Raw genomic sequence first — 24,339 nt, forward strand, 5'->3', positions numbered from 1 at the left:
GTCGACGAGGCGGCGGGGCTGGAATGGTTGCCCTGGTTGCGCGAGCTGCTGGTGCAGATGGTCGAACTGGCCTCGGGGCTGGCGCGCAGTGCGCCGCTGCTGTCATCCGACCCGCAGCCGGCGCTGCTGCTCGACGCCGAGGCGCGTCTGCTGGAGAGCAACGCGGCGTTGCAGGGGCTGCTTGGTGAACGCGCCCTGACGCAGGTGGGCGAGCTGCTGCCGGTGAACCATTTGCCGCTGGTGCGCGCCTGCCTGGAGCAGTCGCGGGCTGTGGAGTCGGTGGAAGCGCAGGATGGCGAGCGCATCCTGATCTGGAGTTTCATTCCCGATGGCGCCGAGCGCCGCGTGCTGGCGCGCTGCCGCGAGGCCACCCGCGAGGTTCGTGAGCAGCGTGAGGCCGCGCGGGCGCGGCGCTTGTATCGGCTGATCACCGAGAACACCACCGACCTGATTTCCCGGCACACGCCGGAGGGCGTGTTCCTCGACGCTACGCCTGCCAGCTGGACGTTGCTCGGCTACTGGCCGGAAGAACTGCGCGGCATGGCCGTCGACAGCCTGCTGCATCCGCAGGACCAACTGCAGCAGGCCAAGCAGGCGCGCGAGGCGCTGGAGCAGGATGGCTACCACACCATGACCTACCGCATCCGCCACCGCGACGGCCACTACCTGTGGTTCGAGACCGCCAGCCGCGCCATTCGCGAGACCTACACCGGTGCGGTGGTCGAGGTGGTCAGCGTGTCGCGCGACATCACCGCGCGCATCCAGGCCGAGGAGAACAAGCGCCGCCTGGAGGACGAGCTGGCGCACACCACGCGGCTGATCACCCTGGGCGAACTGGCCTCGGGTATCGCCCACGAGATCAACCAGCCGCTGGCGGCGGTGGTCAACTACGCCAGCGCCAGCCAGCGCTATCTGCAGGGCATCGGCGGCGATCAGGCCGGTGTGGACAAGGTGGGCCAGGGCCTGGCGCGCATCACTGAGCACGCCAACCACGCCTCGGCAGTGATCAAGCGCCTGCGCGCCTTCCTGCGCAAGGGCCAGCGGCGCATGCAGGCGCTGGATCTGGCCGAGGTGGCGCGCGAAGCGGTGCGCCTGTGCAACTGGGAGGCCGGTACAGCGCAGGTGGCGGTGAGCGACGTCTTGCCGGACAATCTGCCACCGGTATTCGCCGACCGCGTCCTGCTCGAACAGGTACTGCTCAACCTGCTGCGCAATGCCATCGATGCCAACCGCGAACGTCACCCCGGCGCGCCTTCGCAGGTGCGTCTGGAGGCTGGAGAAGCTGACGGCTGCCTGGCCATCCGGGTAATCGATCAGGGGCCGGGCGTCAGCGACGAGCAGATGGCCAAGCTGTTCACCCCCTTCTACACCAGCAAGGCCGACGGACTGGGGCTCGGCCTGTCCATGAGCCGCAGCATCATCGAAGGCTTCGGCGGTGCGCTGGAGGCCTCCCCGGCCGAGGGTGGTGGGCTGTGTCTGGAATGTCGTTTGCCGTTGGGCAGGGACGACGTATAACAACAAGAGGAGCTGCACGCAGATGCAACAACGGGTTTATGTAGTCGATGACGACCAGGGCATGCTCGACTCGACGCTCTGGCTGCTGGAGTCGGTTGGCCTGACAGGCGTGCCCTTCACCAGCGGTCGGGCCTTTCTCGACGCTTGCGATCCGACTGCCAATGCCTGCGTGCTGCTCGATGTGCGCATGCCCGGCATGGGTGGGCTGAACGTGCAGGAGGAGATGCGCGCGCGTGGTATCGACCTGCCGGTGATCTTCGTCAGCGGTCATGCCGACGTGCCCATCGTGGTGCGCGCGTTCAAGGCCGGCGCGGTGGATTTCATCGAGAAGCCCTACAACGAGCAACTGTTGCTCGACAGCGTGCAGCAGGCGCTGGATCGCCGCCCGGCCCGGCCAAAGCGCGACGCGCGTCTGGCCGAGGTGCAGACGCGGCTCGATCAGCTCACCCCGCGTGAGCGTGACGTGCTGCTGCCCTTGGTGCGCGGCTACACCAACCGCGAAGTGGCCGAGCAGCTCGATATCAGCGTGAAGACCGTCGACCTGTATCGCTCGCGGGTGATGAAGCGCATGCAGGCCGAGACGCTGCCGGAGCTGGTGGGCATGGCCATCGCCGCCGGGCTGGTGGATGCGCTGGCGATTCGTTCAGAGATTTGAGCGCACAGGGGGCGTAGGGTGCGCCGTGCGCACCAAGGTGCTTGATGCGCGCAGGGAGCTTATGTCAGCGGCCGCTTCGGTGCGCACGGCGCACCCTACGCTTTCGTACGCCGCGCGTATCAACGTCAATCGGCCCAGCCGCGGTAGACGTGGGTCATCGGCCGCGGGCCCTTGAGATAGCCGGTGCTCATCTCGCGGATATGAAAGCCGCCGGCTTCGATCAGGGCGGGGATATCGCGGTCCAGGTGGCAGCCGCCGGCCAGCGGTTTCCACAGCGGCGTCAGGCGCTTTTGCCAGCGCACCACCGGCAGGTCCGGCGCCAGGCCGTGTTCGCAGAACAGCAGGCGGCCGCCGGGTTTCAGCACGCGGCGCATTTCGCCCAGGACGGCGATGGCATCGGGGATGGTGCACAGGGTGAAGGTGCAGACGATATCGTCGAAGCTGGCGTCCGCCGCCTGAATCTGCCCCAGTTCCAGGGCGATCATCTCCACCGGTACCTGGCAGCGTGCGGCGCGTTCGCGGGCCAGGGCCTGCATCTCCGCGGAGGGGTCGACGCCGACCACCACCTCGACCCGCTGCGCATCGTAGAAGCCCAGGTTCAGACCGCTGCCGATGCCGATTTCCAGCACGCGTCCGCGCGCCAGCGGCACGATCTGCGAGCGCGCCTTCATCACCGCCCCCATGCCGCAGGCGAAATCGATCAGATGCGGCAGGATATGGCGGTCGTAAAGGCCCATGGCTCAGGCTTCGTCTTGCCCGTCGTCGTCATCGTTGTCGCCACGATAGGCGGCGAAACACTTGAGGGAATGGCTGACCTCGTTGCCTTCGATCAGCCAGCTGTCGTCCTCCTCGAGGTGGCGCGCGGCCTTGACCGCAGCGAGGGAGAACTTCCACAGGCGGCGCTCGCGGCCGTCGATGCAGTGCACCTGCAGCAGCGGCTTGGCCGCGCTGTCGGCGCTGTCGGTTCCGGCGCTGACCTGGGCCAGCAGCTCGGTGTCCAGATCGAACTGCCAGGCATGCAGGCCATCGATCTCCAGCATGTCGGCGTCTTGCAGGGCTTCGATCAGGCTTGTCGGTTTCATCGGCTTGTCCACGGCATCAGCGCCCCAGGCGGCGCAGGTCGGAGGACTCTATCACGCGCACGCCGTCTTCTTCCTCCAGCGCCAGGCGCCACAGCGCGCGGGCCAGGGCGCAGGCGTCGATGCCGCGGTATTTGCCCGGCAGCCAGCGCAGCAGCGGCGCCGCCAGGCGCTCGCCAAGACGAAACTCCTGGCGCGCACCGAGCAGCAGCGAGGGGCGGGCGATGGTCAGTTGCGGCCAGTCCATGGCCTTCAGCGCTTGCTCGGTCTCGCCCTTGACGCGGTTGTAGAACACCGAGGAGTTGGGATTGGCGCCCAGGGCGCTGATCACCACCAGATGCCGTGCGCCCAGCTCGCGAGCGCGACGGGCGAAGGCCAGCACCAGGTCGTGGTCGACGGCGCGGAAGGCCTCCTGCGAGCCGGCCTGCTTGATGGTGCTGCCCAGGCAGCAGAAGGCGGTGTCGACCTGGCCGGAAAGCTGCGGCAGCAGGGCCTGCAGATCACCGACCGGGTTTTCCAGATGGGCATGGGCGGCCAGCGGGCGTCGCGTCGGCGCCAGCACGCGGGCGACCGTCGGCTCGCTGAGCAGACGATCGAGCAGATGTTCGCCGGTAAGGCCGGTGGCGCCAGCGAGCAGGATATGTTGCGGGGTCAGGTGCATGCAGTTGTCTCTAGTCCGTTACAGCTGAGCTTAGTCGTTGCCGCTACTGCTGGCCACGGCCCCCAGGGCTCGCTCAGCCTGATTCTGGCGCAGGCTGCGCCAATGCTGGAGTACGCCGCGTGGCGCCCAGATCTGCGGTTCGGAAGGTTCGAAACCGTCGCTCTGCTCGCGCTCGGCGACGCGTTCCCTGGCCAGTTCGAAGGCCCGTTCCAGGTTGTCGGTTTCGCCCAGCGCCTCGGCGAACAGGGCGCGGCCGAAATAGGTGAAGTCGTTCTCTTCGCTGCAGCCGAAGGACACCCGGTCGGCGCGTGCGGCGGTCATCACCAGGGTCTTGTCGTCTTTCAGCGGCGGGATGAAACCGCCGGAGTAGCAGGCCGATATCACCACCACCTTGTTGCGCTGCTTGAGCGGGGCGAGCAGGGCAGCCAGTTCGCTGGCCGGCAGGTCGGCCAGCTGCAGGCGCGGCTGGTCGAGATTGAGTTCGTGGCGGCGCGAGCCATGGCTGGTCAGATAGATAAAGATCAGGTCTTCCTCGCCGCTGCGTTCGGCCAGGGCCTGGACCACACGGGTGAGATTCTCGCGGGTGGCCAGCGGGCGGTCGGCGAGATGGTCGCGATGGTTGATCAGGCTGATGCTGCCATGGGCGCCGAAGCGTTCACGCATCAGGCGGCTGACGTAGTCCGCCTCGCGCATGAACACGCTCTGCTTGCCATCGCCGGCCAGGGTCAGGGCATAGAGTTCGCGCGCCTCTGTCGAGGCCGGAATCGCGGCGATGGCTTCGTCGAGCAGCTGGCCTTGTTGCAGCAGGCCCAGTTCGAGGCTGTCGGGCAGCACCTGGCCCTGATCGTCACGCACCAGTCTGCCGTCTTGCCAGGTGCCGGATTGGCGGCTGCCGTCGGCCAGGGTCAGGGTGCCCTGACCGCTGTATTCGCCGCCGGAGAAACGCCCCCGGTAAGCGCTGCCATCGGGCAGGGTGAGCAGGCCTTCGCCTTCGTACTGCCAGTCGGCAAACTCGCCGAGGTAGCGGGTGCCGTCGCCATCGTTGTATTCACCAGGGCCCTGCATCATGCCCTCGACGAACTCGCCGGCCCAGACTTCACCGTTGGCGCTCTGGTAACGGCCCTTGCCGTGAAACTCGTCGTTCTGGAATCCGCCGCTGTAGTTGTCGCCATCGGCGTTGCGATAGCTGCCCTGGCCGCTGAGCAGGCCCTGGGCGAACAGACCGCTGAACTGATTGCCGTAGGCATCGCTGCGCACGCCCTGGCCCTCGGGCTGGCCATTGACGAACTGGCCCTGGAAGCTGCTGCCGTCAGCCATTTCCAGTTTGCCCAGGCCATGGAAGCGGTCGTTGAGAAACTCGCCCTGATAACGCTGGCCACCCTGCTCCAGCAGGCCCTCGCCATTGAAACGGTTGCGCTCGAAACCGCCCTGATAGCGGCTGCCATCGGCGTAGGTCAGGGTGCCATGGCCATGGAACATGCCCTGGTGAAAGTCGCCCAGGTAATGCTCGCCGCCGGGGCCCTGCCATTCGCCGGGCCCCTCGAACATGCCGTCCTTGAACTGGCCGACGAACCAGCTGCCGTTGCGGTAGTCCAGGCGTCCGGGGCCTTGCAGCAGACCGTCGACGATCTCGCCGCGATACTCGGCGCCGTCGGGCAGGATGGCGTTGGCCGGCAGCAGCGGGCGCGCCTCGTCGCAACCGGCGAGCAGCAGGGACAGGCAAAGGGGGAGCAGGCGCAGGGCAAGGGGGTTCATGACGGACATCCAGGTCGGTGCTGTGGCCCGCAGTATGCCGCAAGCCTGGACGCTTGCGCTGCCGAGTCTCACGCTTTGCAGACGCGAGTGCGTTCCCGCTCCGGCGCGGAGCGCCGAAAACGGGAACGACCGGATGGCCGGGTCAGACGAAGCAGAGGGTCAGCGGTTCGGCGATATAGGCCGGCTTCTCCTGGCCTTCGATCTCCAGCACGGCGCGGGCCTTGAGCAGCCACTGGCCGGGGTTCTTTTCGTTGGCGTCGGTCAGGGTCACCGTCAGGCGCACCTTGGAGTCGACCTTCACCGGCTGGATGAAGCGCACGCTGTCGAGGCCATAGTTCACCGCCATCTTCAGGCCCTGCGGCATGATCATGATGCCTTCCATCAGCATCGGTACCAGCGACAGCGACAGAAAACCGTGCGCGATGGTGGTGCCGAAGGGGGTCAGCTTGGCCTTTTCCGGGTCGACGTGGATGAACTGATGGTCGCCGGTGCATTCGGCGAACTGGTTGATGCGCTGCTGGTCGATGGTCAGCCACTCGGACTTGCCGAGTTCCTTGCCAACATAGTCCTTGAGCTCTGCTACGGGTACGAACGGCATAGTTCCTCCTTGAGGACGCGGGTGTTTTTCTTGTGTGCGTGGAACCGTTGCGGCCTAGATCATCACGGGGCCGGCAACGGGTCAAGCCTGCCTTGATCCACTGAATGGCGGGGCATAGGCCATACGGACGAGGCAATACAGAGGCCAGCGCCGGGTCATCGCGCCTATAATGGCCGGCATGCCCTCAAGATTGCCCGGATACCCCTGCTAGCGCGGTGGTACTGGGCATCGCTCGTTTCGGAGATTGCCCATGCTGCTTCGCGGCCTTTCCTGGCTGGTGCTCTGCCAGTTGCTCGGTACCGTCCTCAACGTTTTGCTGCTGCCCATGTTGCCGGGGCCGATCATCGGCATGCTGCTGCTGTTCGTGTTCCTCATGCTGCGCGGCGAGGTGGGCGAGCCGCTCAGCCTCGCCTCCAGCAGCCTGCTCAAGTACCTGCCGCTGATCCTGGTGCCGCCGGCCGTCGGGGTGATGGCCTATGCCGGCGCCATCGCCGCCGACTTCTGGGCGGTGGTCGGTGCATTGCTGCTGTCGCTGTTGCTGTCGGTGGCGTTCGCCGGCTGGCTGATGCAGAAGCTGATCGAGCGCCAGCAGCGTCGGGAGGAAGCATGAGTCCGGACTGGCAGGGCGCCTGGCAGGCGCTGATTCATCACCCGCTGTTCGGTGTCGGCATCACCCTGGGCGCCTATCAGCTGGCCGTTGCCGCCTATGAGCGTACCCGCTGGGTATTCCTGCAGCCGGTGCTGGTATCGATGCTCACGGTGATCGGCATTCTGCTGCTGTGCGGTTTGAGCTTCGCCGAATACCGCAGCAGCGTTTCGCTGCTGACCCTGCTGCTCGGCCCGGCCACGGTGGCGCTGGCGGTGCCGCTGTATCTCAACCTGCGGCGAATCCGCCAGTTGTTCTGGCCGATCATCCTCACCCTGTCGATCGCCGGCACCTTGGCTACGCTGTTGGGAGCCGGGCTGGCCTGGCTGTTCGGCGCCGAGCGGCTGATGCTGATGAGCATGGCGCCGAAGTCCGTGACCTCGCCGATCGCCATGCTGGTGGCCGAGCAGATCGGCGGCATCGCCGCGCTGGCGGCGGTGTTCGTGATGATCACCGGGGTCATCGGCGCCATGGTCGGGCCTTCGCTGCTGCGTCTGTGCGGCGTGCGTCATCCGGCGGCGCTGGGCATGGCGCTGGGCATCACCGCCCATGCCGTAGGCACGGCGCGGGCGCTGCAGGAGAGCGACGAGTGCGGCGCCTTCGCCGCCCTGGCCATGAGCCTGATGGGCGTGATCACCGCGGTGCTGTTGCCGCTGGCGATTGTCCTGTTCTTATGAGGTGACGATGAACCTGCCGCTGTTCCCCCTCAATACCGTGCTGTTCCCCGGCTGCATGCTCGATCTGCAGATATTCGAGGCGCGCTATCTGGACATGATCAGCCGCTGCATGAAACAGGGCAGCGGCTTCGGCGTGGTGTGCATCGTCGACGGCGCGGAGGTGGGCGAGGCCGCCAGCAGCTTCGCCGCCATCGGCTGCGAGGCGCTGGTGCGCGACTTCCAGCAGCGCCCCAACGGCCTGCTGGGCATCCGGGTCGAGGGCGGACGGCGTTTCAGGGTACGCGAGGCTCGCGTACTGCCGGATCAACTGACGCTGGCGGAGGTGGACTGGCTGCCGGAGCAGGAGGATCGACCGCTGCTCGGCGAGCATGCCGACCTGGCCGCCTTGCTAGCCGCCCTGGCCGAGCATCCGCTGGTTTCGGGGCTGGGCATGGCCGGAGTGGTCGGCGCTCAGCAGCAGCTGGCGAATCAGCTGGCCTATCTGCTGCCGCTGGAGCCGACGCAGAAACTGCAGCTGTTGCAGCAGGACGATCCCGCGCAGCGCCTGGAACAGCTGCAGGTCATGGTGGATCAGCTGCAGGGCGATGCCTGAAGCCTGGGCTCAGTAGGCGTAGCGCAGCAGCGCGGCCGACAGTTGCCAGGCCGCCATGCCGCCGAGTACCGCCAGGCAGGCTGGCAGCACGATCCACCACAGGCGTGCCGGCAATGCCGGCAGCACCTCGCGGCGCTGGCACAGGGTCAGGCTCAGGCCGCATACGGCCGATGCCAGCAGTGCCCCGGCGATCACGTCGCTGGGCCAGTGCACGCCCAGATAGACGCGCGACAGGGCAATGGCCAGCGCCGGCAGACAGGCCACCACCAGCCAGGCCAGGCGCAGACGCACGCCCTGACCTCGACCGGCAAGTACCCCGAGCACCAGGAAGAAGGCGAACGAGGCCGAACTGTGACCGCTGGGGAAGCTGAAGCTGGTCAGCGGCTCGCTCAGAATATCGGGACGCACGCGGGCGAAACCGTGCTTGAGCGTGGTGTTGCCCAGCGCGGTGAGCAGCAGCGTGGAACCGGCGAACAGCAGATGACGCCATTGCCGGGCGAGCAGCAGCAGGCTGCACAGCACCACGGCCGCCACCAGTTGCGTGCGCAGATCGCCGAGCCGCGTCAGGGTGACGATCCAGCGATCCAGGTGCGCCCGGCGCTGCTCCTGGACCAGGGTCAGCAGGCCCTGGTCCAGCGCATCCAGGTGTGGCCAGCCGATCATGATCGCCAGCAACAGCAGCAGGCTGAGCCCGCCGGCGAGCAGGCTGGCGCGTTGTTTTCCCGCCAGGCTGGCCTGCACCGTCAGCAGCAGGATCAGGCCGATGCCGGCCAGCAGAACGGCCGCCTCCGTCCAGAACCCCTCGGCCATCGGCAGGCGCAGCGCGGCGCCGGTGGCCCAGCCGGGCAGCAGGTAGGCCACCGACCAACCGGCTGCCGCCACCAGACTCACCAGAATGAAGCGCAGTAGCGGCATGTTCAGCATGCCGGCGACTAGCGGCAGCAGAGGGCGCAGGGGGCCGATGAAGCGCCCCACCAGCAGGCTGGCCACGCCGTAATGGCGGAAGTACAGCTCGGCGCGCATCACCCACTGCGGATGACGGCGCAGGATCGGCAGGCGCGGAATGTTGTGCTTGAAGCGTCGCCCCAGGGTGTAGGACAGCAGGTCGCCGCAGAAGCCACCGGCATAGGCCAGCGCCAGCGTTTCCCACAGGCTGAGTACGCCGCTGCCGGCCAGCAGGGCGACGCTGAACAGCAGCACCACGCCTGGCAGGAGGATGCCCACCAGGGCCAGGCATTCGAACAGGGCGATAAGGAAGATCGCCAGCCCCAGCCATTGCGGGTTGGCGCTCAGCCAGGTGGTCAGGTTGTCCAGCCAGACGCTCAAAGGTCACCTCCTGCGACGCTCAGCAACTGGTAATCATGTCCTTCGACCTGACCACGGCGCAGTGGGTTGCGTGTGCAGTAGCGCGCGTAGCCGGCGTCGACGAAACGGTAAGGCAGATGCTCGTCGCGCCCCTTGGGAATACCCAGGCGCGCGCACTGGATGATGGTCTGCGGGCGCTCGCCGACGTCCTCGACGAACAGCCGCTGCAGGTCGAAACGGCGCGCGTCCCAGTCCGGCACTTTCAGGGCGAGGGCCTTGCACAGCAGCGTCTGGCCGGCGCACAGGCGCTCGGGCGCGCGCGGCATGCCGAGGCTGTCCGGATTGTTGCGCTGCATGGCGGCTAGCGAGTCGGCGCCGCTGATGGCGTCGACCCAGGGATGCGCGGACTTGATCAGCACCGCATTGCCCGGGCCATGGACGCTGAAGTTCAGCGAATCGCCGCCGCGCGCGTAGTACATGTAGATGTGCCCGCCGTCGGCGAACAGCGCCTTGCGTTTCTCGGTGTAGCCGAGCGAGGCATGGCTGCCCTTTTCCGCCAGGTAATAGGCTTCGGTCTCGATGATCCGCGCGCTCAGCCAGAGCGCGCCGACGCGGTGGCGAATCACCTTGCCGAGCAGCTCGCGCGCCAGCAGTTGCGCGTCACGGTCGAAGAAGGCATCGGCCAGGGGGCGGGCCTGCGGCCAGGGCAAACTAAGGGTGGGTTCGGCTGGCATCATCTGTTGCATGAAGTCGCATGGGCATAGTCTGGGGCGGCGAGCATAACAACAAGAACCTTAAAGATGCCTGAACGTTCCCGCAGCAGCAGTGCCCATATCAGCCCTTCGGCGCATTACACCGGTTACGTCTGGTATCGCCACCAGCTCGCCGAGTCGGCGTTCGTCACCGCCTTCGGCCGCTTCGTGCACAAGCTGCTGTGGCCGCTGACCTGGGGCGCACGCGCAGGCTTCGGCCTGGATATCGAGGCCCTGCTGCTGCAGCGTCATCTGCAGATCGATGCGCTGCTGACCGAAGCCATCGAGCAGGGCGGGGTGCGGCAGGTGGTGGAGATCGCCTGCGGCCTGTCGCCTCGCGGCCGGCGCTTCTGCGCGCGTTATCCACAGCTTCGGTATCTGGAAGCGGACCTGCCCGCCATGGCCGCACGCAAGCGCCTGCTGCTGCATGGTGAAGGCTGGCTGGACGGGCGGCACCAGGTGCGCGCGGTCGATATCCTCGCCGAGCGCGGCAATCAGCGGCTGGGTGCACTGTTCGCGGATCTGGAGCGCAGTGAGCCGGTGGTGGTGATCACCGAGGGGCTGGTCAACTACTTTCCGTTGACGCTGATCGAGGGCTTCTGGAGCCGGCTCGCCAACGAACTTGGCGAGTTCCCCGCTGCTACCTACCTGACCGAGCTTTATCCGGACCTGCGTGAACATCCGCGCTACCGCCAGCTGCGCTGGGGCGTCGATCTGATCGGCCGCTTGACTCGCGGCAGTTACCCGCTGCATTACCGTAATCATGACGAGATCGTCGCGGGCTTCCGGCGTTGCGGCTTCGCTCAGGTGCAGGTGCTTGATCCCAGTGCCGATGCGTCCCGTCTGGGGCTCGCGCCTTCACGCTTGCCCGGACTGGTGCGGGTGATTCAGGCGCGGACCTAGGAAGCGCTGCGCTCCGCGGCTGTGCCGGCTTGCTACCGATCTAGGCGCAGGCCGCTGCCGGCAGCGGCGCCGGATGGATGCGCGCGGCCAGCGCCAGGCTGGCATTGGCATCGGTATGCGGGAAGACGAAGGCCAGGCCCCTGTCTTCGTGGCGCAGCGGTAGCAGCGGCTGGCTGGGCAGATCCGCATAACTCAGCTGCCAGCCCCGCCCAGGCAGATCCCGCGGCAGGTCGCCTTGCAGCAGCCCGCCGAAGAAGCCCAGCTCGCTCAGCTCCACCGTCCATTGCCGGCCTTCGGCATGCTGCAGCAGTGCCTGACGCTGGCGGGGCGCCAGGCGCGGCTCGCAGCGTTTCTCCAGCTTCAGGAGCTGCTCGGCTTGCAGGCGCGTGCTGCCCGGGCTGCGTGCCGGCAGCGGTCGCCCATCGAGGAAGGGGCGGTACAGCGCGGCGCAGGCTTCACGTCGTTCGAACTGGGCAAGATGATCGGCCTGGTGGATCAGGGCGCAATCGGCCTGGGCGCAGGCCGCGGCGAACTGGGCGTGTTCCCAGGGCTGGGTGAAATGATCGTGCTCGCCGGCCAGCACCAGGGTCGGGCATAGCGGGTGGCGCTCGAAGCCGGCGAAGGCCAGCAGGCGCCGGCTGTTCTGCCGGTAACGCTCCACCTCGGTCGGCGACAGGCGCTGGATCTGCCGCAGCAGCGCCTTGCGAAACACCGGTGAAACGCCCGTGTCCTGCAGATGCAGCGGGTTGAGCAGGCCGGTCAGGGCACCCTGGGCGAACTCGCCGATGCGCCCCTCATCGAGCAGGGCAAGGCCCTCCTCCAGCAGCCGCCGCGCGCCGGGGCGGCCGAAGGCGGTGACCCCGGCCAGCAGCAAGCGCGCGCAGCGTTGCGGGTGACGGGCGGCGAACAGGGCCGCCAGCGCCGAGCCATAGGACAGGCCGATGGGCATCAGTGCCGGCAGCTGCAGCTGTTCGGCGAAGGCGGCGATCAGGTCGGCCAGTTGCTCCAGGCCGAGCTCCGGCGCCAGTTGCATATTGCCGCCCTGGCTGGGCAGGTCGAGCAGAATCACCGGATGGCTCGGCAGCAGCTCCTCCACCTCGGCGGCGAAGGAGCGAAAGCTCTGGAACGCACCGCCAAGCAGCAGCACCGGCGGGCGCGGGTCGTGCTGGCGGGTGGAGTAAGCCTGGTAATGCAGACGCCAGCCGGCGATCTCCAGGACCTCGGGCGGGCTGACGAGCAGGGCGGCGCTGTAGTCGGTGCGGTAATGCATGATGGAGGCACTCCGGCTTTTTCTTGTCGTTATCCACGGGGCGGCACACGGCGCCGGGGCGGTCTTGTCTGACAAAGCTTGATCGCAAGGTAAACATCGCGCTGTCTTTTGTTTACCCAACCTTCGGGCGGCCCCATGGCCTGGGTGTCACCGTTGCGCTGGCGGCGGCTCTGCCGTGGGGCGGGCGGCGTTACCGCGGGCCCCTGGCGAACGCCTTGTCTACCTGGCGCGGGCTCTTGTCAGAGAGGCTCTGGGGGCTTCTGCGATGATGGGTCGGCAGGCATGGCGCCGCGGCTAGAACCCCGCCCGCCAGCATCACCCCGACCGCTTGCCAGACGCCGCTGGGCGTGGCCTTGCGAGCTCGCTATAATCAGCCCCTTTTTCCAACTGCCAGACCTCCGCCGCCATGACCGAGTCCGTGCACGCTTACATGACCCGCCTGGGCCAGGCCGCCCGCCAGGCTTCGCGGGTGCTTGCCCGCGCCAGCACCGCGCAGAAGAATCGCGCGCTGCAGGCCGCGGCCAATGCCCTCGACGCCGCTCGCGCCGAACTGACTGCCGCCAATGAACTGGACCTGGCCGCGGCTCGCGCCAGTGGTCTGGAACCGGCCATGGTCGACCGTCTGGCCCTGACGCCAGCGGTGGTCGACGGCATGATCGAAGGGCTGCGCCAGGTGGCGACCCTGCCGGACCCGATCGGCGAGATCCAGGGCATGCGCTATCTGCCCTCCGGCATCCAGGTCGGCAAGATGCGCGTGCCGCTGGGTGTGATCGGCATCATCTACGAGTCGCGGCCGAACGTGACCATCGATGCCGCCAGCCTGTGCCTGAAGTCCGGCAATGCCACCATCCTGCGCGGCGGCTCCGAGGCCATCCACTCCAACCAGGCGATTGCCCGCTGCATCCAGCTGGGCCTGGCCGAGGCCGGTTTGCCGGCGGCCTGCGTGCAGGTGGTGGAAACCACCGACCGCGCCGCGGTGGGTGAGCTGATCACCATGCCGGAGTTCGTCGACGTGATCGTGCCGCGCGGCGGCAAGGGCCTGATCGAACGCATCAGCCGCGATGCCAAGGTGCCGGTGATCAAGCACCTGGACGGCGTGTGCCACGTCTATGTCGACATCGCCGCCGATCTCGACAAGGCCATTCGCGTCTGTGACAACGCCAAGACCCAGCGCTACTCGCCGTGCAACACCATGGAAACCCTGCTGGTGCACCAGGCCATCGCCGAACGCGTGCTGCCGCCGCTGGCTGCCATCTACCGCGACAAGGGCGTGGAGCTGCGCGGCGATGCCGCCACCCGCGCACTGCTCGGCAGCGATGTGCTGGAAGCGAGCGAGGACGACTGGTTCGCCGAGTACAACGCGCCGATCCTGGCGATCCGCATCGTCGACTCGCTGGATGCGGCCATCGAGCACATCAACCATTACGGTTCGCACCATACCGATTCGATCATCACCGAGCACTTCAGTGATGCGCGACGTTTCCTTACCGAAGTGGATTCCGCCTCGGTCATGGTCAACGCCTCGACCCGTTTCGCCGATGGTTTCGAGTATGGCCTGGGCGCCGAGATCGGTATTTCCACCGACAAGCTGCACGCCCGTGGCCCGGTCGGCCTGGAAGGCCTGACCAGCGAGAAGTACGTGGTCTTCGGCGACGGACACATTCGCACATAAATGAACGGTATTGGCGCCCGACGTATCGGCCTGCTCGGCGGTACCTTCAACCCGGTGCACAACGGGCATCTGCGTGCGGCGCTGGAAGTGGCCGAGTTCATGGCGCTGGACGAGCTACGGCTGATCCCCAGCGCGCGGCCGCCGCACCGCGACGCGCCACAGGCGAGCGCCGAGCAGCGCTTGGCCATGGTTCGCCTGGCGGTGGCCGGCGAACCGCGGCTGACGGTCGATGACCGTGAGCTCCAGCGCGACAAGCCGTCGTACACGGTGGACACTCTGGAGTCGGTGCGCGCCGAGCTGGCGGCGGACGATCAGCTGTTTCTGCTGCTTGGCTGGGATGCCTTCTGCGGGTTGCCGAGCTGGCACCGCTGGCAGGAGTTGCTCGATCACTGTCACCTGCTGGTGCTGCAGCGGCCGGATGCCGACAGCGAGGCGCCGGAGGCGCTGCGCGATCTGCTGGCGGCGCGCAGTGTCAGCGACCCGCTGAGCCTGGCCGGGCCGGGCGGGCAAATCAGTTTCATCTGGCAGACTCCGCTGGCGATATCCGCCACGCAGATTCGCCACTTACTGGCAACCGGCCGCTCGGCGCGCTTTCTGCTGCCCGATGCGGTACTGGCCTATATCCAGGCGCACGATCTTTACCGTGCGCCCAATGCTTGAGGCGTCGCGCCTGCGCTGACGTCCATTACACGAGGCAAACGAGTCATTTATGAGCAAGCAGAACATGCCCAGCGAAGAGCTGGTCAAGATCGCCGTGGCGGCGCTGGAAGAGATCAAGGCGACCGACATCACCGTGATCGACGTCAAGGACAAGACCAGCATCACCGATTTCATGGTGATCGCCAGCGGTAGCTCCAGCCGCCAGGTCAAGTCGCTGGTGGAAAACGTGCTGGAAAAGGTCAAGGAGCAGGGCGTGCGCCCGATCGGCAGCGAAGGTCTGGACAGCGGCGAATGGGCCCTGCTCGACCTGGGCGACATCGTCGTGCACGTGATGCTGCCGACCGCGCGCCAGTTCTATGATCTGGAGCGCCTGTGGCAGGGCGCCGAGCAGAGCCGCGCCCAGCATTCCGCTGAATAAGGCGGCGCGATGCGCATCAAGCTGATCGCCGTCGGTTCGCGCATGCCGCGCTGGGTCGAGGAGGGCTGGCAGGAGTACGTCAAGCGTCTGCCCGCCGAACTCCCGCTGGAGCTGGTGGAGATTCCTCTCAATACCCGCGGCAAGAACGCCGACGTCGCCCGCCTGATCCGTCAGGAGGGCGAGGCCATGCTGAGCAAGGTGCAGCCGGGCGAACGTATCGTTACCCTGGAGGTCCATGGCAAGCCCTGGAGCACCGAACAGCTGGCAGCGGAGCTGGAGCGCTGGCGCCTGGATGCGCGCAACGTCAACCTCATGGTCGGCGGCCCGGAAGGGCTGGCGCCGGAGGTCTGCGCGCGTAGCGAACAGCGCTGGTCGCTGTCGCCGCTGACGCTGCCACACCCGCTGGTCAGGATTCTGCTCGGCGAACAGATCTACCGTGCCTGGACCGTGCTGTCCGGCCACCCGTACCACAAGTAGTCATCGATGCCGCAGCCGATTCGTCTCAAGGATCATGAAAAGGACGCCCGCCTGGTCAAGCGCCGGGTGGTGTTCTGTGCTGTGGCAATCATCGTGCTCACCTGCCTGCTGATCATGCGCATGTACTACCTGCAGGTGGTTCAGTACGAGTATCACTCCACGCTGGCCGAGAACAACCGCATCCACGTGCAGCCGATTCCGCCGACGCGCGGGCTGATCTTCGACCGCAACGGGGTGATCATCGCCGACAACCGACCGAGCTTCAGCCTGACCGTTACCCGCGAGCGTGCCGGCGACTGGCTGAGCGTGCTCGATACCGTGGTCGAGGTACTGGAGCTTTCCGCGGACGAGCGCGCGCTGTTCGAGCGCCGCGTGCGCCAGGGGCGGCGGCCCTTCGAGCCGGTGCCGATCCTGTTCGAGCTGTCCGAGGAGCAGATCGCCCGCATCGCGGTCAACCAGTTCCGCCTGCCCGGCGTCGAGGTGGCGGCGCAGCTGGTGCGGCATTATCCGCAGCAGGAGCACTTCGCTCATTCGGTCGGCTATGTCGGTCGCATCAACGAGCAGGAACTCAAGCGTCTCGATCCGACCGACTACGCCGGCACCCACCATATCGGCAAGACCGGCATCGAGCGCTTCTACGAAGACGAGCTGCACGGCGAAGTGGGTTACGAAGAAGTCGAGACCAACGCCCGTGGCCGCGTACTGCGGGTGCTCAATCGCATCGACCCGAAGCCGGGCAAGGACATCGTCCTGAGCCTCGACGTGCACCTGCAGGAGGCCGCCGAGAACGCCCTGGGCGGCCGCCGCGGTGCGGTGGTGGCGATCGACCCGAACAACGGCGAGGTGCTGGCGATGGTCAGTCAGCCCAGCTTCGATCCCAACCCCTTCGTCACCGGCATCAGCTTCAAGGCCTATGGCGAGCTGCGCGACTCAATCGACCAGCCGCTGTACAACCGCGTGCTGCGCGGCCTCTATCCGCCGGGCTCGACCATCAAGCCGATGGTCGCCGTGGCCGGCCTCGATGCCGGCGTGGTCACGCCCACCTCGCGGGTGTTCGACCCAGGCTTCTATCAGTTGCCCAATCACAGCCACAAGTACCGTAACTGGAACCGTACCGGTGACGGCTGGGTCGATCTCAACCTGGCCATCGCCCGTTCCAATGACACCTACTTCTACGATCTGGCGCACAAGATGGGCGTCGATCGCATGCACGACTACATGAGCCGCTTCGGCCTCGGGCAGCGCGTGGCGCTGGACATGTTCGAGGAAACCGCGGGCCTGATGCCCTCGCGCGACTGGAAGCGGGCGCGTTATCGCCAGCCCTGGTACCCCGGCGAAACCCTGATTCTCGGTATTGGCCAGGGCTACATGCAGACCACGCCGCTGCAGCTGGCGCAGGCTACCGCGCTGATGGCCACCCGCGGCAAGTGGATACGTCCGCACCTGGCCAAGAGTGTCGATGGCCGCCTGCCCGTGGACCCGAATCCTATGCCGGATATCGTGCTGCGCGATCCGAAGTTCTGGGAATACGGCATCCGCGGCATGGAGGACGTGCTGCACGGTGCCCGCGGCACCGCGCGCAAGGTCGGCGAGAGTTCGGTCTATCGCATCGCCGGCAAGAGCGGTACCGCGCAGGTGGTGGCGATCAAGCAGGGCGAGAAGTACGACCGCAACAAGGTCCAGGAGCGCCACCGCGACCACGCGCTGTTCGTCGCCTTCGCCCCGGTGGAGAACCCGCAGATCGCCGTGGCGGTGATGGTGGAGAACGGTGAATCCGGCTCTGGCGTCGCCGCGCCGGTGGTCAAGCAGGTGATGGACGCCTGGTTGCTGGATCAGCAGACGGGCCAGCTCAAGGCCGAGTTCGCGCAGCCGAAGAACGCCGAGGTCAGTCAGCGATGAAGAGCAATTTCGACCGCACCCTGTCCGATGAGGACGTGCTGCGCCGCCGCGCCACGCTGCTGCAGCGCATGCACCTGGACGGCTGGCTGTTGCTGCTGCTGCTGGTACTGGGCGCCGGCAGCCTGTTCATCCTCTATTCGGCCAGTGGCAAGAACGTCGACCTGTTGATCCGGCAGGCCACCTCGTTCGGCATCGGCATGCTGGGCGTGGTGCTGATCGCCCAGTTCGACCCGCGCTTCATGGCGCGTTGGGTGCCGCTGGCCTATGTGGCGGGCGTCGGCCTGCTGCTGGTGGTCGAGCTGATGGGACATACCGCGATGGGGGCCACCCGCTGGATCAACATCCCCGGGGTGATTCGCTTCCAGCCGTCGGAGCTGATGAAGATCATCATGCCGATGACCATCGCCTGGTACCTGGCGCGGCACAACCTGCCGCCGCGTTTCAAGCATCTGGTCGTCAGCCTGGCGATGATCGGTGTACCCGTGGTGCTGATCGCCAAGCAGCCGGACCTCGGCACCTCGCTGCTGATCCTGGCCTCGGGGGCCTTCGTGGTGTTCATGGCCGGCCTGCAGTGGCGATGGATCCTCGGCGCTGCCGCTGCCGTGGTGCCGATTGCGGTGGGCATGTGGTATTTCGTCATGCACGACTACCAGAAGCGCCGCGTGCTGACTTTCCTCAACCCGGAGAGCGATCCGCTGGGGGCGGGCTGGAACATCATCCAGTCCAAGGCGGCCATCGGTTCGGGCGGCGTTCTGGGCAAGGGCTGGCTGCTGGGCACTCAGTCGCACCTGGATTTTTTGCCGGAAAGCCATACGGACTTTATCATTGCCGTGCTTGCCGAAGAGTTCGGCCTGGTTGGCGTCTGCCTCCTGTTGCTGCTGTATCTGCTGCTGCTGGCGCGCGGCCTGGTGATCACCGCCCAGGCACAGACGCTGTTCGGCAAGCTGCTGGCCGGGGCGCTGACCATGACCTTCTTCGTTTATGTTTTCGTCAACATTGGTATGGTCAGCGGGCTGTTGCCGGTGGTTGGGGTGCCGCTGCCCTTCATTAGCTACGGCGGAACCCATCTGGTGACGCTGTTGTCAGGCTTCGGGATATTGATGGCGATCCACACCCACAGAAAGTGGATCGCTCAGGTTTGATTGGGGGTTGGGACTTAATGCATTCACTGCGCAGTTGGGCTGCTCGGACGGTCATCGGGGTCGGCATGGCCGGCCTGCTCGGCACAGGTGCCCAGGCGCTGGCGGCTGATTACGACGGCTCGCCGCAGGTGGCCGAGTTCGTCGAGGAAATGACCCGCGACTACGGTTTCGCCAGCGAGCAGCTGGTTGCCCTGTTCGCCGAGGTGGAGCGCAAGCAGGCCATTCTCGACGCCATTTCGCGTCCGGCGGAGAAGGTCAAGCCATGGAAGGAGTACCGCCCGATCTTCATCACCGACGCCCGCATCGCGCGTGGTGTGGACTTCTGGCGTCAGCACCAGGCGGCGCTGGAGAAGGCCGAAGCCGAGTACGGCGTGCCGCCGCAATTCATCGTCGCGATCATCGGCGTGGAGACCTTCTACGGCGGCAACACCGGCAGCTGGCGGGTGATGGACGCGCTGTCCACCCTGGCCTTCGACTACCCGCCGCGCGCGCCGTTCTTCCGCAAGGAACTGCGCGAGTTCCTCATGCTGACTCGCGAGGAGCAGGTCGATCCGCTTTCGCTGAAGGGCTCCTACGCCGGTGCCATGGGCCTGCCGCAGTTCATGCCGAGCAGCTTCCGCGCTTACGCCGTGGACTTCGACGGTGACGGCCACATCAACATCTGGAGCAACCCGACCGATGCCATCGGCAGTGTTGCCAGCTATTTCAAGCGTCACGGCTGGCAGACCGGCGGCCAGGTCGCCAGTCGCGTCCAGGTCAGCGGTGCGCGGGTCGACGAAGGCCTGACCCAGGGCCTGGACCCGGTGAAGAACGTCGCCGAGCTGCGTGCGCTGGGCTGGAAGAGCAAGGACAAGCTGGCCGAGGATCTGCCGGTCACCGCCTTCCGCCTGGAGGGCGCGCAGGGCGACGAATACTGGTTCGGCCTGCCCAACTTCTACACCATCACCCGCTACAATCGCAGCGTGATGTACGCCATGGCGGTCAACCAACTGTCTGAACTGCTGGTCGAAGCACGGGGTAATCGATGAGTGCGTCCAAACTGCTGCCGCTGGCGGCCTGCGTCACCGCGGCGCTGCTGCTGACCAGCTGCTCTTCCAATCGTGCACCGCAGCCGGTGGTGACGCCTGGTCAATCCAGCGGCATTTCCGGGCCGGGCGATTTCAACCGTCCGCACAAGGATGGCGCGCCCTGGTGGGACGTGGACGTGTCGAAGATCCCCGATGCCATCCCCATGCCGCACTACGGGCCGGTCAAGGCCAGCCCCTACGTAGTGTTCGGCAAGCAGTACTACCCGATTCAGGACGCCCGTCGCTATCAGGCGGTGGGGCCGGCTTCCTGGTACGGCACCAAGTTCCATGGTCAGGCCACCGCCAACGGCGAGACCTACGACCTGTACGGCATGACCGCGGCGCACAAGACGCTGCCGCTGCCCAGCTACGTGCGGGTGACCAACCTGGAGAACGGCAAGAGCGTGATCCTGCGCGTCAACGACCGCGGACCGTTCTATTCCGATCGCATCATCGACCTGTCCTTCGCCGCGGCGAAGAAGCTCGACTATGCCGAGAAGGGCACCGCGCGGGTCAAGGTCGAGGGTATCGACCCCCACGAGTGGTGGGCGCAGCAGGGCCGACCGGTACCGCTGGTGCTGGCCAACAATCAGCCGGCCAAGGCCGCTGTGGCCAAGCCTGCCGCGCAGCCGGTGGCACAGGTCGTCGAGCAGTACTCGCCACCGCCGACGCAGCACGCGGCGGCCGTGGTGCCCGTGCAGATCGACTCAAAAAAAAACGATTCACTCGCAGCCTCTGGCCTGTATCTCCAGGTGGGAGCCTTCGCCAATCCGGACGCTGCGGAGCTGCTCAAGGCCAAGCTGACTCAGACCACCAGTGTCCCGGTGTTCATCAGCTCAGTGGTACGCGACCAGCAGATCCTGCACCGGGTCAGGTTGGGGCCGATCAGCAACCAGGGCGAGGCTGAGCAGCTGCAGAGCAGCGTACGCCTGGCCAACCTGGGGCAGCCCACGCTGGTGCGTGCCGACTGAGGGCACTTCCCCGGCAATTGCCGGACTAACACCCGTGGCTCGCTCGTGGCGAGCCGCCAGATGATCCTTCGGGGTCGCGTTTACAACCCAAGCAACACATTTTCGAGAGACGGATGAACATCACCAGCTTCGCGCAACGTGCCTTCCTCTTCCTGGGCCTGCTGACCGCACCGCTCGCCTGGTCCAGCCAGCAAGTGGTTCCCGCTCCCCCGCAACTGGCCGCGACTTCCTACGTGCTGATGGATGCCGCCAGCGGCCAGGTCCTGGTGGAGAGCAACGGTGACCAGCGCCTGCCGCCGGCCAGCCTGACCAAGCTGATGACCGCCTATATCGCCACCCTGGAGATCAACCGCGGCCAGATCAAGGAAAGCGACATGGTCCGCGTCAGCGAGAAGGCCTGGCGCAAGGGCGGCTCGAAGATGTTCATCGAGGTGGGCAAGGAAGTCTCGGTGGACGATCTGCTGCACGGCATCATCATCCAGTCGGGCAACGACGCCAGCATCGCCATCGCCGAGCACATCGCCGGTAGCGAGGACGCCTTCGCCGACATGATGAACACCCATGCCCAGCGTCTCGGCATGAGCAACACCCACTTCATGAACTCCACCGGCTGGCCGGACCCGGAGCATTACTCCTCGGCGCACGACATGGCCAAGCTGGCCCGCGCGATCATCTACGAGGACCCGGCTCACTACGATATCTACAAGCAGAAGGAATTCCTCTGGAACGGCATCAAGCAGCCGAACCGCAACCTGCTGCTGTGGCGTGACAGTACGGTCGATGGCCTCAAGACCGGCCACACCGAAGAAGCCGGTTACTGCCTGGTGGCCTCTGCCGTGCGTGACGGCCAGCGCCTGATCGCCGCCGTGTTCGGCACCGTCAGCGAGCAGGCCCGCGCCGCCGAGGTACAGAAGCTCCTGACCTACGGCTTCCGCTTCTTCGAAAGCCGCACCTTCTACAAGAAGGGCACCGAGCTGGCGCAGGCTACTGTCTGGAAGGGCACCACGCATCAGGTCAAGGCCGGCCTGGCCGAGGACCTGACCATGACCCTGCCCAAGGGCCAGCTGGAGAAGCTGCAGGCGAGCATGAGCCTCAATCCGCGTCTGATCGCGCCGATCCAGCAGGGCGACGTGATCGGCAAGGTCGAGGTCAAGCTGGGCGAGGAGGTGGTGCGCAGCACCGACCTGGTGGCCCTCGAGGCGGTCGAAGAGGGCGGTCTGCTGCGCCGTCTGTGGGACAGCATCCGACTGTTCTTCTTCGGCCTGTTCAACTGATCAAACCTGGCCGCTCCAACCCGGGGCGGCCCTCTTCTGGACGGGCTTTGAGCCCGCTGATGCCATGACCGATAGCGACGTCCAACCGCCCAAAATCGAATTTCCCTGCGAGCGTTACCCGATCAAGGTGATCGGCACCGCTGGCGAAGGTTTCTCCGACCTGGTGATCGAAGTGATCCAGCGTCACGCGCCGGACCTGGATGCCTCGACCCTGGTGATGCGTGACAGCCGCAACGGCAACTTCCTCTCGGTGCAGGTGCTGATCACCGCCACCAGCGTCGAGCAGTTGCAGGCCATTCACGTCGATCTGCGTGCCACCGGCCGCGTGCACATGGTGCTGTGATAGCCGTGCCCGAGCTCGTTGTCCGCCATCTGGGGCTGGTCGAGTATCAGCCCACCCTGGAAAGCATGCGCCAGTTGACGCGCGAGCGTGACGAGCGGACGGCGGACGAGATCTGGCTGCTGCAGCATCCCAAGGTGTTCACCCAGGGCCAGGCCGGCAAGGCCGAACACCTGCTGGCGCCGGGCGACATTCCGGTGGTGCAGGTCGAGCGCGGCGGCCAGGTGACCTATCACGGTCCCGGCCAGCTGGTGGCCTACCTGATGCTCGATCTGCGCCGCCTCGATCTCGGCGTGCGCGAACTGGTCACCGCCATGGAGCAGAGTCTGGTCGACCTGCTTGCCAGCTATGGCATCGAGGCGGCGCCCAAGGCCGACGCGCCAGGGGTGTACGTGGCAGGCGACAAGATCGCCTCGCTGGGCCTGCGTGTCAGCCGTGGCTGCTCCTTCCATGGCCTGGCGCTGAACGTCGATATGGACATGTCGCCTTTCCAGCGCATCAATCCCTGCGGCTACGCGGGGCTGAAGATGGTGCAGATGCGCGATCTGCTGCCATCGCCGCCAGCGTTCGACGAGGTGTCGCAACGGCTGGAGCAGGCGCTGCGCGCCCGTCTGGGCTACGCATAGGGGCGGGCCGCCCAGGGATATCAGCGATTTCGCGGTGCGCACGGCGCACCCTACGGACGGTGATCCGCCATGCGTAGGGTGCGCTGCGCGCACCAATGAGGCTACCGAGTTTAGTGTTGTCAGAAACGAAAAAGGGACGCCTCGGCGTCCCTTTTTCGTTTGTCGTGAAGAGCAGGCTCAGTTCAGGTTCAGCGCCGGAATCAGGCTGGCGTCGACCTCCTGGCCGGGCACTGGAACCGGGGCGGCCAGGCCCAGGTTGTTCTTCTCGAACACGCGGTCGGCGCGGTAGCTGGAACGGACCAGCGGGCCGGCGGCGACTTCCATGAAGCCCTTCTCCAGGCCGATGTCACGCAGGCGGTTAAACTCTTCGGGGCTGACCCAGCGCTGTACCTTCAGGTGGTTGCGCGTGGGTTGCAGGTACTGGCCGAGGGTGAGGATGTCCACGCCGATGGCACGCAGGTCATCCATGGTTTCCAGGATTTCCTCATCGGTTTCGCCCAGGCCGAGCATCAGGCTGGTCTTGGTCAGCACCTGCGGACGGTGCTTCTTGGCGTGCTCGAGCACCTTGAGGGTCTTCTCGTAGCCGGCGCGCGGGTCGCGTACCACATGGGTCAGACGCTTGACCGTCTCGACGTTCTGCGCGAACACCTCCAAGCCCGAGTCCACCACGCGTTCGATGGCCTGATGGTCGCCATCGAAATCCGGGGTCAGGGCTTCGACCACCACCTGCGGGGTGTTCTCCTTGATCGCCCGCACGCAGGCTGCGTAGTGGCTGGCGCCGCCGTCTTCCAGGTCGTCGCGGTCCACCGAGGTCAGCACGATATAACGCAGGGCCATCAGTTCCACCGACTTGGCGGTGTTCTGCGGCTCTTCCAGATCCAGCCAGCCATTGGGGTTGCCGGTGTCCACCGCGCAGAAGCGGCAGGCGCGGGTGCACACCGAGCCCATCAGCATGATGGTCGCGGTGCCGTTGGACCAGCACTCGCCCATGTTCGGGCAATGCGATTCCTGGCACACGGTGCTCAGGCGGTGCTCGCCGACGTTGCGCTTGACCGCCTCGAAACGGCTGCCGCCCGGTGCCTTGACCCGCAGCCATTTGGGCTTGGGCTCGAAGACCTGGGGCTCGGCCGAGGCACGGCGCTTCTGACCATCCTTGATCGCGGTGATGCCTTGGGCGGTGCGGAATTTTTCGCCGCTGGCGACGGGTTTGGGCGAGGAGGTATCGGACATCGGAAATCTGGGCTCCGGTAGAGGCTCCGTGGGCAGGTGGCTTTTGGCCGCCCGCCAGTCTACCACAGAAGGTGTATGCAGACGCCGGGGCCGCTTGTCGACAAGTAGCTTGGCGAGAGGCTGGTGGCCGCCTGCCGGGGCGGCCACGCCAGCGG

The 24,339-nt window shown here is 66.4% G+C and carries 26 protein-coding genes; 17 read left to right on the forward strand and 9 right to left on the reverse strand.

All coding sequences use genetic code 11. From position 1 onward, the window contains the following. Both N7333_RS14730 and N7333_RS14735 read left to right on the forward strand, forming a co-directional pair. On the forward strand, positions 1-1,515 hold a 1,515-nt coding region (locus N7333_RS14730), incomplete at its 5' end, for an ATP-binding protein (RefSeq protein ID WP_279859041.1). Between the two features lie 22 nt (positions 1,516-1,537). Further along, positions 1,538-2,170 carry a response regulator transcription factor gene (locus N7333_RS14735; RefSeq protein ID WP_129483002.1) on the forward strand — a complete coding sequence of 211 codons (633 nt, stop codon included), beginning with the start codon at positions 1,538-1,540 and terminating at the stop codon, positions 2,168-2,170. Between the two features lie 125 nt (positions 2,171-2,295). Here the strand turns inward: N7333_RS14735 and N7333_RS14740 are convergent, their stop codons facing one another. From N7333_RS14740 to N7333_RS14760, 5 genes are all read right to left on the reverse strand, one after another. Then, positions 2,296-2,907, reverse strand: coding sequence for a class I SAM-dependent methyltransferase (locus N7333_RS14740; RefSeq protein WP_129483001.1), 612 nt, complete (start codon positions 2,905-2,907; stop codon positions 2,296-2,298). Positions 2,908-2,910: 3 nt separating this feature from the next. Further along, complete coding sequence (locus tag N7333_RS14745; protein WP_012019729.1) at positions 2,911-3,252, reverse strand: DUF5629 family protein; 342 nt, start codon at positions 3,250-3,252, stop codon at positions 2,911-2,913. Positions 3,253-3,268: 16 nt separating this feature from the next. Further along, positions 3,269-3,910 (reverse strand): oxidoreductase, encoded by a 642-nt coding sequence (locus N7333_RS14750; RefSeq protein ID WP_096825543.1) that lies wholly within the window; start codon positions 3,908-3,910, stop codon positions 3,269-3,271. A 30-nt stretch (positions 3,911-3,940) separates the two neighbouring features. Continuing rightward, the gene (locus tag N7333_RS14755; RefSeq protein ID WP_129482999.1) at positions 3,941-5,665 is read right to left on the reverse strand and encodes a C13 family peptidase; all 1,725 of its coding nucleotides are present in this window, start codon (positions 5,663-5,665) and stop codon (positions 3,941-3,943) included. A 142-nt stretch (positions 5,666-5,807) separates the two neighbouring features. After that, entirely contained in the window at positions 5,808-6,263 is a 456-nt protein-coding gene (locus N7333_RS14760; protein ID WP_003240173.1) for a MaoC family dehydratase, read from the reverse strand. A 250-nt stretch (positions 6,264-6,513) separates the two neighbouring features. On the opposite strand from N7333_RS14760, the gene N7333_RS14765 reads away from it, so the two are divergent. From N7333_RS14765 to N7333_RS14775, 3 genes are read left to right on the forward strand one after another with little or no spacing between them, the layout of a single operon-like run. Further along, a complete protein-coding gene (locus N7333_RS14765; RefSeq protein WP_003240176.1) occupies positions 6,514-6,873 on the forward strand; it encodes a CidA/LrgA family protein in 360 nt (119 codons plus the stop codon). After that, complete coding sequence (locus N7333_RS14770; RefSeq protein WP_012019726.1) at positions 6,870-7,586, forward strand: LrgB family protein; 717 nt, start codon at positions 6,870-6,872, stop codon at positions 7,584-7,586. The genes N7333_RS14765 and N7333_RS14770 overlap by 4 nt, the downstream gene beginning before the upstream one ends. A 7-nt stretch (positions 7,587-7,593) precedes the next feature. Beyond that, positions 7,594-8,178 (forward strand): LON peptidase substrate-binding domain-containing protein, encoded by a 585-nt coding sequence (locus N7333_RS14775; RefSeq protein ID WP_003240179.1) that lies wholly within the window; start codon positions 7,594-7,596, stop codon positions 8,176-8,178. Between the two features lie 9 nt (positions 8,179-8,187). Here N7333_RS14775 and N7333_RS14780 read toward each other — a convergent pair whose 3' ends face one another. Both N7333_RS14780 and N7333_RS14785 read right to left on the reverse strand, forming a co-directional pair. Next, on the reverse strand, positions 8,188-9,504 hold the full coding sequence (locus tag N7333_RS14780) for a bifunctional DedA family/phosphatase PAP2 family protein (RefSeq protein ID WP_096825546.1): 1,317 nt from the start codon (positions 9,502-9,504) through the stop codon (positions 8,188-8,190). Next, the gene (locus N7333_RS14785; RefSeq protein WP_129483041.1) at positions 9,501-10,217 is read right to left on the reverse strand and encodes a DNA-3-methyladenine glycosylase; all 717 of its coding nucleotides are present in this window, start codon (positions 10,215-10,217) and stop codon (positions 9,501-9,503) included. The genes N7333_RS14780 and N7333_RS14785 overlap by 4 nt, the downstream gene beginning before the upstream one ends. Positions 10,218-10,283: 66 nt before the next feature. Here N7333_RS14785 and N7333_RS14790 point away from each other — a divergent pair, with 66 nt between their 5' ends. Further along, positions 10,284-11,138, forward strand: coding sequence for a class I SAM-dependent methyltransferase (locus tag N7333_RS14790; RefSeq protein WP_129482998.1), 855 nt, complete (start codon positions 10,284-10,286; stop codon positions 11,136-11,138). A 40-nt stretch (positions 11,139-11,178) separates the two neighbouring features. Here N7333_RS14790 and N7333_RS14795 read toward each other — a convergent pair whose 3' ends face one another. Continuing rightward, on the reverse strand, positions 11,179-12,408 hold the full coding sequence (locus tag N7333_RS14795; RefSeq protein WP_129482997.1) for an alpha/beta hydrolase: 1,230 nt from the start codon (positions 12,406-12,408) through the stop codon (positions 11,179-11,181). A gap of 406 nt (positions 12,409-12,814) precedes the next feature. On the opposite strand from N7333_RS14795, the gene N7333_RS14800 reads away from it, so the two are divergent. The 11 genes from N7333_RS14800 (at position 12,815) to lipB (ending at position 22,954) form a co-directional block, all read left to right on the forward strand. After that, complete coding sequence (locus N7333_RS14800) at positions 12,815-14,080, forward strand: glutamate-5-semialdehyde dehydrogenase (RefSeq protein WP_003240189.1); 1,266 nt, start codon at positions 12,815-12,817, stop codon at positions 14,078-14,080. Next, complete coding sequence (gene nadD / locus N7333_RS14805; protein WP_003240190.1) at positions 14,081-14,740, forward strand: nicotinate-nucleotide adenylyltransferase; 660 nt, start codon at positions 14,081-14,083, stop codon at positions 14,738-14,740. Between the two features lie 64 nt (positions 14,741-14,804). Then, the gene (gene rsfS, locus N7333_RS14810) at positions 14,805-15,158 is read left to right on the forward strand and encodes a ribosome silencing factor (RefSeq protein ID WP_003240193.1); all 354 of its coding nucleotides are present in this window, start codon (positions 14,805-14,807) and stop codon (positions 15,156-15,158) included. Positions 15,159-15,167: 9 nt separating this feature from the next. Further along, complete coding sequence (gene rlmH, locus N7333_RS14815; RefSeq protein WP_003240195.1) at positions 15,168-15,635, forward strand: 23S rRNA (pseudouridine(1915)-N(3))-methyltransferase RlmH; 468 nt, start codon at positions 15,168-15,170, stop codon at positions 15,633-15,635. A 6-nt stretch (positions 15,636-15,641) separates the two neighbouring features. Then, positions 15,642-17,534, forward strand: coding sequence for a penicillin-binding protein 2 (mrdA, locus tag N7333_RS14820; RefSeq protein ID WP_003240197.1), 1,893 nt, complete (start codon positions 15,642-15,644; stop codon positions 17,532-17,534). 38 nt (positions 17,535-17,572) lie between these two features. Then, entirely contained in the window at positions 17,573-18,676 is a 1,104-nt protein-coding gene (rodA, locus tag N7333_RS14825; protein ID WP_177491173.1) for a rod shape-determining protein RodA, read from the forward strand. Positions 18,677-18,693: 17 nt separating this feature from the next. Next, positions 18,694-19,704 (forward strand): lytic murein transglycosylase B, encoded by a 1,011-nt coding sequence (mltB, locus tag N7333_RS14830; protein WP_129482996.1) that lies wholly within the window; start codon positions 18,694-18,696, stop codon positions 19,702-19,704. Beyond that, positions 19,701-20,714, forward strand: coding sequence for a septal ring lytic transglycosylase RlpA family protein (locus N7333_RS14835; protein ID WP_012019716.1), 1,014 nt, complete (start codon positions 19,701-19,703; stop codon positions 20,712-20,714). The genes mltB and N7333_RS14835 overlap by 4 nt, the downstream gene beginning before the upstream one ends. Positions 20,715-20,827: 113 nt before the next feature. Next, positions 20,828-21,988: a D-alanyl-D-alanine carboxypeptidase family protein gene (locus tag N7333_RS14840; RefSeq protein WP_003240203.1), complete on the forward strand. Its 1,161-nt coding sequence runs from the start codon at positions 20,828-20,830 to the stop codon at positions 21,986-21,988. Positions 21,989-22,052: 64 nt separating this feature from the next. Then, positions 22,053-22,331 (forward strand): DUF493 domain-containing protein, encoded by a 279-nt coding sequence (locus N7333_RS14845; RefSeq protein WP_003240204.1) that lies wholly within the window; start codon positions 22,053-22,055, stop codon positions 22,329-22,331. Between the two features lie 5 nt (positions 22,332-22,336). Continuing rightward, the gene (gene lipB / locus N7333_RS14850) at positions 22,337-22,954 is read left to right on the forward strand and encodes a lipoyl(octanoyl) transferase LipB (protein ID WP_129482995.1); all 618 of its coding nucleotides are present in this window, start codon (positions 22,337-22,339) and stop codon (positions 22,952-22,954) included. 177 nt (positions 22,955-23,131) lie between these two features. On the opposite strand, the gene lipA is transcribed toward lipB, so the two are convergent. Next, entirely contained in the window at positions 23,132-24,184 is a 1,053-nt protein-coding gene (gene lipA, locus N7333_RS14855; protein ID WP_003240209.1) for a lipoyl synthase, read from the reverse strand. Between the last annotated feature and the right edge of the window lie 155 nt (positions 24,185-24,339).

This window comes from Pseudomonas sp. GD04158, assembly GCF_029834875.1.
GTDB classification, from domain to species: Bacteria; Pseudomonadota; Gammaproteobacteria; order Pseudomonadales; family Pseudomonadaceae; genus Aquipseudomonas; species Aquipseudomonas hydrolytica.

Excerpts from the sequence above, each read along its gene's own strand:
- N7333_RS14790 (WP_129482998.1), top strand. The coding sequence starts at position 10,284 with ATGCCTGAACGTTCCCGCAGCAGCAGTGCCCATATCAGCCCTTCGGCG.
- N7333_RS14765 (WP_003240176.1), top strand. The coding sequence starts at position 6,514 with ATGCTGCTTCGCGGCCTTTCCTGGCTGGTGCTCTGCCAGTTGCTCGGT.
- N7333_RS14775 (WP_003240179.1), top strand. The coding sequence starts at position 7,594 with ATGAACCTGCCGCTGTTCCCCCTCAATACCGTGCTGTTCCCCGGCTGC.
- N7333_RS14740 (WP_129483001.1), bottom strand. The coding sequence starts at position 2,907 with ATGGGCCTTTACGACCGCCATATCCTGCCGCATCTGATCGATTTCGCC.
- N7333_RS14845 (WP_003240204.1), top strand. The coding sequence starts at position 22,053 with ATGACCGATAGCGACGTCCAACCGCCCAAAATCGAATTTCCCTGCGAG.
- N7333_RS14750 (WP_096825543.1), bottom strand. The coding sequence starts at position 3,910 with ATGCACCTGACCCCGCAACATATCCTGCTCGCTGGCGCCACCGGCCTT.
- N7333_RS14835 (WP_012019716.1), top strand. The coding sequence starts at position 19,701 with ATGAGTGCGTCCAAACTGCTGCCGCTGGCGGCCTGCGTCACCGCGGCG.
- N7333_RS14840 (WP_003240203.1), top strand. The coding sequence starts at position 20,828 with ATGAACATCACCAGCTTCGCGCAACGTGCCTTCCTCTTCCTGGGCCTG.
- mltB (WP_129482996.1), top strand. The coding sequence starts at position 18,694 with ATGCATTCACTGCGCAGTTGGGCTGCTCGGACGGTCATCGGGGTCGGC.
- N7333_RS14770 (WP_012019726.1), top strand. The coding sequence starts at position 6,870 with ATGAGTCCGGACTGGCAGGGCGCCTGGCAGGCGCTGATTCATCACCCG.
- rlmH (WP_003240195.1), top strand. The coding sequence starts at position 15,168 with ATGCGCATCAAGCTGATCGCCGTCGGTTCGCGCATGCCGCGCTGGGTC.
- N7333_RS14755 (WP_129482999.1), bottom strand. The coding sequence starts at position 5,665 with ATGAACCCCCTTGCCCTGCGCCTGCTCCCCCTTTGCCTGTCCCTGCTG.
- N7333_RS14735 (WP_129483002.1), top strand. The coding sequence starts at position 1,538 with ATGCAACAACGGGTTTATGTAGTCGATGACGACCAGGGCATGCTCGAC.
- N7333_RS14785 (WP_129483041.1), bottom strand. The coding sequence starts at position 10,217 with ATGCCAGCCGAACCCACCCTTAGTTTGCCCTGGCCGCAGGCCCGCCCC.
- N7333_RS14745 (WP_012019729.1), bottom strand. The coding sequence starts at position 3,252 with ATGAAACCGACAAGCCTGATCGAAGCCCTGCAAGACGCCGACATGCTG.
- N7333_RS14760 (WP_003240173.1), bottom strand. The coding sequence starts at position 6,263 with ATGCCGTTCGTACCCGTAGCAGAGCTCAAGGACTATGTTGGCAAGGAA.
- rsfS (WP_003240193.1), top strand. The coding sequence starts at position 14,805 with ATGCCCAGCGAAGAGCTGGTCAAGATCGCCGTGGCGGCGCTGGAAGAG.
- lipA (WP_003240209.1), bottom strand. The coding sequence starts at position 24,184 with ATGTCCGATACCTCCTCGCCCAAACCCGTCGCCAGCGGCGAAAAATTC.
- nadD (WP_003240190.1), top strand. The coding sequence starts at position 14,081 with ATGAACGGTATTGGCGCCCGACGTATCGGCCTGCTCGGCGGTACCTTC.
- N7333_RS14800 (WP_003240189.1), top strand. The coding sequence starts at position 12,815 with ATGACCGAGTCCGTGCACGCTTACATGACCCGCCTGGGCCAGGCCGCC.
- mrdA (WP_003240197.1), top strand. The coding sequence starts at position 15,642 with ATGCCGCAGCCGATTCGTCTCAAGGATCATGAAAAGGACGCCCGCCTG.
- N7333_RS14795 (WP_129482997.1), bottom strand. The coding sequence starts at position 12,408 with ATGCATTACCGCACCGACTACAGCGCCGCCCTGCTCGTCAGCCCGCCC.